9 protein-coding genes are annotated in these 7,075 nt (G+C 32.7%); 7 read left to right on the top strand and 2 right to left on the bottom strand.

The genetic code is table 11. The features are described from left to right. From EUBIFOR_RS06570 to EUBIFOR_RS06545, 6 genes are all read left to right on the top strand, one after another. Positions 1–648 (top strand): PASTA domain-containing protein (locus EUBIFOR_RS06570; protein WP_003865197.1); only part of this gene is annotated, 648 nt, incomplete at its 5' end. Next, the gene (gene rsgA, locus EUBIFOR_RS06565) at positions 602–1,504 is read left to right on the top strand and encodes a ribosome small subunit-dependent GTPase A (RefSeq protein ID WP_227976989.1); all 903 of its coding nucleotides are present in this window, start codon (positions 602–604) and stop codon (positions 1,502–1,504) included. The genes EUBIFOR_RS06570 and rsgA, both read left to right, overlap by 47 nt. Next, positions 1,501–2,160 carry a ribulose-phosphate 3-epimerase gene (gene rpe / locus EUBIFOR_RS06560; RefSeq protein ID WP_003865195.1) on the top strand — a complete coding sequence of 220 codons (660 nt, stop codon included), beginning with the start codon at positions 1,501–1,503 and terminating at the stop codon, positions 2,158–2,160. Before rsgA ends, rpe begins: the two co-directional genes overlap by 4 nt. A 2-nt stretch (positions 2,161–2,162) precedes the next feature. Next, positions 2,163–2,756, top strand: coding sequence for a thiamine diphosphokinase (locus EUBIFOR_RS06555; protein WP_003865194.1), 594 nt, complete (start codon positions 2,163–2,165; stop codon positions 2,754–2,756). 3 nt (positions 2,757–2,759) lie between these two features. Then, positions 2,760–4,028: a DUF308 domain-containing protein gene (locus EUBIFOR_RS06550; RefSeq protein ID WP_003865193.1), complete on the top strand. Its 1,269-nt coding sequence runs from the start codon at positions 2,760–2,762 to the stop codon at positions 4,026–4,028. Beyond that, positions 4,029–5,108, top strand: coding sequence for a GGDEF domain-containing protein (locus EUBIFOR_RS06545; protein ID WP_003865192.1), 1,080 nt, complete (start codon positions 4,029–4,031; stop codon positions 5,106–5,108). It abuts the gene before it with no gap. A 19-nt stretch (positions 5,109–5,127) separates the two neighbouring features. Here the strand turns inward: EUBIFOR_RS06545 and EUBIFOR_RS06540 are convergent, their stop codons facing one another. Then, positions 5,128–5,313 (bottom strand): hypothetical protein, encoded by a 186-nt coding sequence (locus tag EUBIFOR_RS06540; RefSeq protein WP_003865191.1) that lies wholly within the window; start codon positions 5,311–5,313, stop codon positions 5,128–5,130. An 11-nt stretch (positions 5,314–5,324) separates the two neighbouring features. Continuing rightward, the gene (locus tag EUBIFOR_RS06535; protein ID WP_040466269.1) at positions 5,325–6,161 is read right to left on the bottom strand and encodes an AraC family transcriptional regulator; all 837 of its coding nucleotides are present in this window, start codon (positions 6,159–6,161) and stop codon (positions 5,325–5,327) included. 182 nt (positions 6,162–6,343) lie between these two features. Here EUBIFOR_RS06535 and EUBIFOR_RS06530 point away from each other — a divergent pair. Continuing rightward, the coding region (locus EUBIFOR_RS06530; protein ID WP_003865189.1) for an extracellular solute-binding protein at positions 6,344–7,075 on the top strand (732 nt) is incomplete at its 3' end.

The raw sequence follows: 7,075 nt of genomic DNA, 5'->3' as shown, positions 1-7,075 counted from the left end.
ATCATTCGAATTAGTGGATTTTTAGGCTATCAAACGATGCCAGATGTGATTGGACAAAGTCAAGAAGATGCGATCGATACATTGCAGGATGCGCATTTTAATACTTCCAAAGTCACATATGTTTATAGGGCAAATGATAAATATGAAAAGGGAAAAATCATTAAGTCTTCCCATAAAAAGGGTGAAGTTATTTTAAATGATACTAAGATTGTTTTAACTGTATCTAAAGGTGCGACCTATTTAGTACCTGATTTTACAGATGGAACGTATGTGGATGCTGAATATGAATTGGAAAAGAATTGTCCCAATGTAAATATTGTCGTGGAATACAAGGGTAAGAAAGATTTGGATCCAGGTATTGTGTTGAAACAAAAGGGCTTAACTCCAGGAACTCGAATGGATCCAGACAGTAAAAAAACAATAACATTTGTCGTAAGTACATATCCTTCTATTGTGATTCCGTCGGATTTGATTGGAAAAGATGTATTAGATGCCAAAGATGAATTGAATGATCTAGGTATTGCGGCTGTTTTAAGTAAAATTTCAGATGGTTCAGGAAGTAATAAAGTAATTAGTGTCTCACCAGATGTAGGGACAGAATATGTACAGGAAGGAACAAACAGTGTTGTTACACTGTATTATGATTAATATGCAGCAGGGAAGAATTATAAAAATTATTTCGAATCAATATACGATTCAAAATGAAAAAGAAGAAATTATTGCCAAACCAAGAGGTAAAATGCGCCAGCAACAAACGCCTGTTGTAGGGGATTTTGTAGAATATGAAAAGATTGAAGATTCGTATCGCATTCATAAAGTGTTGCCACGAACAAATCGTCTTTTAAGACCGGCCATTGCCAATGTCGATCAGGCATTGATTGTCACAAGTTTAAAAGATCCAGATTATTCATGTCATCTTTTAAATCGTTTGATTTTCTTGGTAGGCCTAGCTGGAGTAAAGCCGGTGATTTGTGTGACAAAACTGGATTTGTTAGAGGATCCTGAAGAAATCTTGGCGGATTTAGAAAAATACAAAAAGGCTGGATATGATGTGGTATTCTCAAATCCAGGTAGTGATGATAGAGAATTGCAGGAAATCTTAAATGGTAAGGTATCCGTATTATGTGGTCAATCTGGAGCGGGTAAGAGTAGTTTATTGAATCGCTTGAATCCGGATTTTGAATTGCAGACACAAGCTATCTCAAAAGCTTTAGGACGTGGTAAACATACAACACGCTATTGCCAATTACATCCTGTATGTGATGGATTAGTGGCGGATACGCCAGGTTTTTCAAGTTTAGATTTTACTAGATTAGATACATCCCATTTAGATGCGTGTATTCTTGATTTTAAACCTTATATTCATACGTGTCGATTTAAAGATTGTAAGCATTTAAATGAACCGGATTGTAGCATTAAAGAGGCACTCAATAAGGGTGAAATCAACGCGTCAATCTATGAGGATTATAAAAATATTATGGAAGAAAGAGGTAAGAAACTATGAATGAAATTGTAATTGCACCTTCAATTTTATCTTTGGATTATTCCAATGTGAGTGCGCAACTTGAAGAGTTAAAGGCATCCAAGGCGAAATGGTTACACTTTGATGTGATGGATGGTCATTTTGTACCAAACTTAACTTTTGGACCTGATATTTTAAAAGGCTTTAAAAAGGCTTGTCCATTATTTATGGATGTGCATTTGATGGTTGAAGATCCCAAAACGTATGCACCAATTTTCATTCAAAATGGAGCGGATTTAGTCACATTCCATACAGAAGCTTTAGATAATGATTTAAGTCGTATTCAAGGCTTATTGGATGAAATTCATAATTTGGGGGCAAAAGGCGGTATTGTGGTTAAGCCAAATACAGCGATCGAACCTTTTGAAAGTGTATTAAAATCTTGTGATTTAGTTTTAGTTATGAGTGTAGAGCCTGGTTTTGGTGGCCAAAAATTCATGGCAGACATGCTTAAAAAGGTAGAGTGGTTAAAAGAGAAACGTCAAGAATTGAATCTGTCCTATCGCATTGAAATAGATGGTGGTATTAATCAAGATACGTATAAATCTGCATTGGACGCAGGTTGTGATACATTGGTTGCGGGAAGCTACGTATTTAAAAATGATATTACCAAAACCATTGAAGGTATGCTTGCATAAATATGACTTGTGCTGTTTTGATTACCCCACTCGTTGATGTTGTACCTATTATTGAAGGTTGTGATTATATTGGCGTAGATGCGGGGGCATTAAAAATTATAGATCAAGATCTTCCTATTAAAATGGCTGTTGGAGACTTTGATTCTTTAAACGAAGAAGATTTAAAACGAATTACGTGTCCGATTGAAAGACATCCAATCATGAAAGATGAAACGGATTCAGAACTTGCGATTCGATTATGCAAAGATTATGATACGATCTATTTGTATGGTGGAATACAGGGTAGAATCGATCATACAATTGCCAATATTCGTTTGGCAATGTATCGTTTTAATAATTTGGTTTTGATAGATGAACATCAAAAGATATCTGTTATGAATGTAGGGGAGTATGAAATTGATAATACGTATCGGCATATTTCATTCTATCCAATTTTTGAAGGTGTACTTTCTTTATCTGGATTTTTATATCCACTACAATCTAGACGTATTCATATTGAGGAAATATATACAACAAGTAATTCTTTGGTTGAAGATAAAGGCATTGTTCGTATAGAAGAGGGGCGCTTTCTTTGTGTACAATCCAATTGGAGGTAGTCTATGTTTTATGATGTAGCTATGAACTTTGTGATTGGAACTATCTTAATGGTGGTTGGAGCTATCATGATATGTATTCCAAATCGAGTTTTCACATGGATCTTAGTTGTTTCCATTCTGTTTTTATTTGCGAATGGAGTTACTTTATTTATTCGTTTTATTAAAAATAAAAAAAACAAAGACTTTTTCTTTTCAATCTTATCGTTTGCGTTTATGTTTTTCTTGATGAACTTTCGTTATATTCCACAATGGATCTTGCGAGTGAATTTTGGTGGGTATTGTATTCTTTGTGGTTCGGCTTGTTTTATTCAACTTGTGATTGATAAAATCAATCATTTTAAAGGGAAGTTTTTTAACTTTGTGTTTACCATTATTTATATTTTATTTGGTTTTTATCTTCTTTTGAATCCGAATTTTCATACGGATCTTTTAATGCAGGCATTTGGAATCTATTTTATGATTCTAGGCTTACGTTATTTAGGCGATGGATATGTGGGAATCAATCCTCTTACAAAATATAAGTGGAAACGTAAAGTAAGAATCACGCTTCCTGCTTTTTTGTGTGCTTTAGTGCCCGATGCTGCATTGGCGAGTATTAACCGTTATTTAGAAGAAGGCAAACCAGAAGATTTAAATACGTATAAAATGGAGGATCCTGTTCGTTTAAAAGTGATTGTACATGTGGGGCCTAAAGGTTTTCAAAAGGTAGGTCACATTTGTTTTTCATATGACAATATTGTATATAGTTATGGCAATTATGATAGTGACTCCTTTCGTTTGAATCAAACAATTGGAGATGGTATCTTTTTTACAGTGCCTTTAGAGAAATATATTCCGAATATGATTTCGGCTGAAAATAATTCGATTTTTGAGTATGGTATTTTGACAACGCCTAAACAAAATGAATTCATAGAAAAGGAAATTGAAAAGATTCGTTTAAATGGGTATCGTTGGTATACAAAAATAGAAAAAGAAGATGGCTATGATCATTTTAGTAAGTATGAAATGGATTATCCGAGTCGTCTTCATTATCGTACGGGAGCTAAATTATATAAGGTAAAGAGTGGTAAATTTCATATTTATTGGGCTTTAGGTGATAATTGTGCTTCTTTTACAGATTTAGTTTTAGGAACACTTGGTGCAGATGTACTAAGTATACGTGGGATCATTAGTCCTGGAACGTATTTGGATTGGCTTCAAAAAGAATATTTAAAGAAAAATAGTCCAATTGTATCTAGGTGTATATATACAAAAGAAACGGTGGAACAATAGATGAATGGATATTTTTATGTATTAACGACAATAGATATTTTCGTTCTTTGTTTCATGTGCGTGTTGACGCGATTAAGCGAATCATTAAATAAAAAACAAAAGCGTGGTTTTTTCTTTGCATTTATATTGATTGCGTTTATTTCTTTATTGGAAGTTGTTACATTAAAAGTGGATGGGTTACCAGTTCGTTATCGTTGGATCAATATTATATCGAATTATCTTGGCTTTGGACTTACACCATCTGTTTGTATCTGTCTTGTGTATGTATTGGATAAAAATACAAGGCTTAGGTGGGAATTTAAATTGGCAATTTTATGCGAAATTATCTATCTTTTGGTTCTTGCGATATCGATTCCGTCTGGACTTGTATTTTCAGTAAGTCAAGAAAATATATATTCTCGTGGGCCTTATTTCTTTATTTACATCTTTGTGTATTTTATATCTATATTCTATTTATCTTTATCCACAATCTTAGTTTCGAAGCAATTTCAAAATCGCAGTAAAGCATTGATTTATCCATTGATTATCTTCTTGGCTGCAGAAACCATCATTCAAATCATGGTTCCTAATCTTCATGTGAGCTGGCTTTGTGTCACTTTACTTTCTGTACTTTATTTTATTTATTGTAGTGAAATGTGGAATCAATTGGATAGTTTAACAGGATTGTTGAATCAGAATAGTTTCTTGAATCGTAGTCATGAAATGAATTATACAAATGGAATGTTGATCGTGTTTGATGTGGATGATTTTAAACATGTCAATGATGTGTATGGACATGTCAAAGGAGATCTTTGTCTAAGTATCATTGCCAACTGTATTAAGAAAGCCTATGCCAAATATGGATATTGTTACCGAATTGGTGGCGATGAGTTTTGTGTATTACTAAAAAATTGTCGTAATGAAGATTCGTGTTCTATACAATTTGATTATTTGGTGAAATCCAAACAAAGAAAATATAAATATTTACCTTCGGTGTCTTATGGATCGGCTTTGTTGCTGACGGGAGATATTGTGAGTGTTAAGGATTTGGCAGATCAAAATATGTATTTAAATAAAAAACGAAATAAAGAACAGCAGTGATTTGATAATCGCTGCTGTTTTAAGGTAGAAACCAAGTAATCAGATCCACGATCCATGCGATGAAATTAGATCCTTTCTTAATTTCGTTGTCATATTGATGAGATTGTATCATTTCTTCTTTTGAAAAACCCTTTTGTGTTAAATCTTCTATTTCTTTTTGAGTTAGGCCTTGATTTAGTAATTCATCCTTATCTTGTTTATTCATTTTGTTTCCTTTTATGAATGGCTATTATCTTTACGATATTGCAATGGAGAAGTAAGGGTGGCCTTTTTAAAGGCTTGTGCAAAATAAGATTGACTTGTAAAACCAACAATATATGCGATTTCTGAAATTTGTAGGTTGGTTGTAGACAACAAAAGTTTAGCTTCTTCTAAACGTTTTTGAATCATATAGTTAATGGGAGAAATGCCTTTATATTGTTTAAAGGCATGTACAATATGGTATTTGTTTAAGAATGTGAGTTCACTTAATGTATCGAGTGTGATGTCTTCTTTGAAGTGTGCATCAATATATTTTTCAATTAAGACACAATCTTTATTGGCTTTATTGATTGGTGAAGATTTTAAGTTGATGTTTGCGCGTCGCATGAGGTTGATCAATAAAACTTCAAGTAGGTTTTGACAAAGAGATTGGTATTCTGTATCTTTTGTCTTTACTTCAAATAGGATTGTTTTCAAATAAAATAAAACTTCATGTTTATATTCATAATAATTGGCAATACTACAACCTTGTTCCTCATCTTCTTCTTTTGAAAAGTAAGTGACACCTTCAATTCCCATGACAATATATTCGAAGTTTACATTTTCAATACCACGTTCTGTATGGGATATAAGAGGGTTGACTATAACTAGATCATCTTCTTTGACAGGATAGTTTTTATTGTCTAGACTTAAAAGTCCATGGCCTTTTGTCACATAGAATATTTCTGTATATAAGTGTGTATGCAGAGTGGAATTCCATTCATGATCAAATTTAGATTCTGTTATATATAAAAGTTTTGGGCGTGCTTTGTTGAAATCGACTTGATCGATTTGAAATCGTTGTGTGCTCATATAAACACCTCTTTTTGTATAATTATATAATGTTTTCATTTATTTATCAATTTTGTTCATAAATTTATCGAATCGCAATATATCTAAAATATCGAGCTATATTTTTATGATAAAACGCTTACAAATAAGTTATACTTTGATTGTCAAAAGAGGTTCATACGAATTTTATAAGGAGGTAAAGTATGAAAAAAGTTATAACTGCTGGGTTGTCATTTGCGATGGCTGCTTCAATGTTAGCAGGATGTTCAAGTAAACCAGCTGAAAATTCTGATTCTGGAGATAAACGAGTATTAAAATTTGATTCGTTCTCTGGTGGAAATGGTGAAAAAGTATTTACAAAATTAGCAGAAGCTTTCGAAAAAGCAAATCCAGATGTAGATGTGCAATTGCGTTTTGAAAAAGAATTGCCAGATGTATTAAATAAAGAAAATGCGAAGGGTGAATATTCAGATGTTGTTTATTATAATTTAGGACAGCCTTCTGGATATACTGAAACTCAATTAAATACACACGAAGTATTAGATATTTCTGATGTTGTTGAAGAAGTAGGTATGGATGAAAACTATGCGAATAGTAGTATCGTACAATATTATGGTGATGGAAAATCTTATTTAATGCCACTTAAAACAACACCTGCTGGATTCTTCTATAATACAGAATTAGTTGGAGAAGGAAAGAAATATGATCTTCCAACAACTTGGGAGGAATTCTGGGCTTTAGGTGATCAAGCTAAACAAGATGGTATTTCATTATTTACATATCCAACAAACGGTTACTTTGATAATACATTAAATGCATTGTTGAAAGAAACAGGTGGAGAAGAATTATTATCTAACGTATTAAATTATGATAAGGATGCTTGGAATACAGATGGTGCTAAACAAACTATTGATATTTTAACCAAATTAGTAAGT

Source organism: Holdemanella biformis DSM 3989 (genome assembly GCF_000156655.1).
GTDB lineage: Bacteria > Bacillota_I > Bacilli_A > Erysipelotrichales > Erysipelotrichaceae > Holdemanella > Holdemanella biformis.
Note: the sequence above shows the minus strand (reverse complement) of the source record. Positions and strands in the feature narration are given on the sequence as shown.

Bases quoted from the DNA above. Each gene is read 5' to 3' on its own strand.
- EUBIFOR_RS06555 (WP_003865194.1), top strand. From the start codon at position 2,163: ATGACTTGTGCTGTTTTGATTACCCCACTCGTTGATGTTGTACCTATT.
- EUBIFOR_RS06540 (WP_003865191.1), bottom strand. From the start codon at position 5,313: ATGAATAAACAAGATAAGGATGAATTACTAAATCAAGGCCTAACTCAA.
- EUBIFOR_RS06545 (WP_003865192.1), top strand. From the start codon at position 4,029: ATGAATGGATATTTTTATGTATTAACGACAATAGATATTTTCGTTCTT.
- rpe (WP_003865195.1), top strand. From the start codon at position 1,501: ATGAATGAAATTGTAATTGCACCTTCAATTTTATCTTTGGATTATTCC.
- rsgA (WP_227976989.1), top strand. From the start codon at position 602: ATGTACAGGAAGGAACAAACAGTGTTGTTACACTGTATTATGATTAAT.
- EUBIFOR_RS06550 (WP_003865193.1), top strand. From the start codon at position 2,760: ATGTTTTATGATGTAGCTATGAACTTTGTGATTGGAACTATCTTAATG.
- EUBIFOR_RS06535 (WP_040466269.1), bottom strand. From the start codon at position 6,161: ATGAGCACACAACGATTTCAAATCGATCAAGTCGATTTCAACAAAGCA.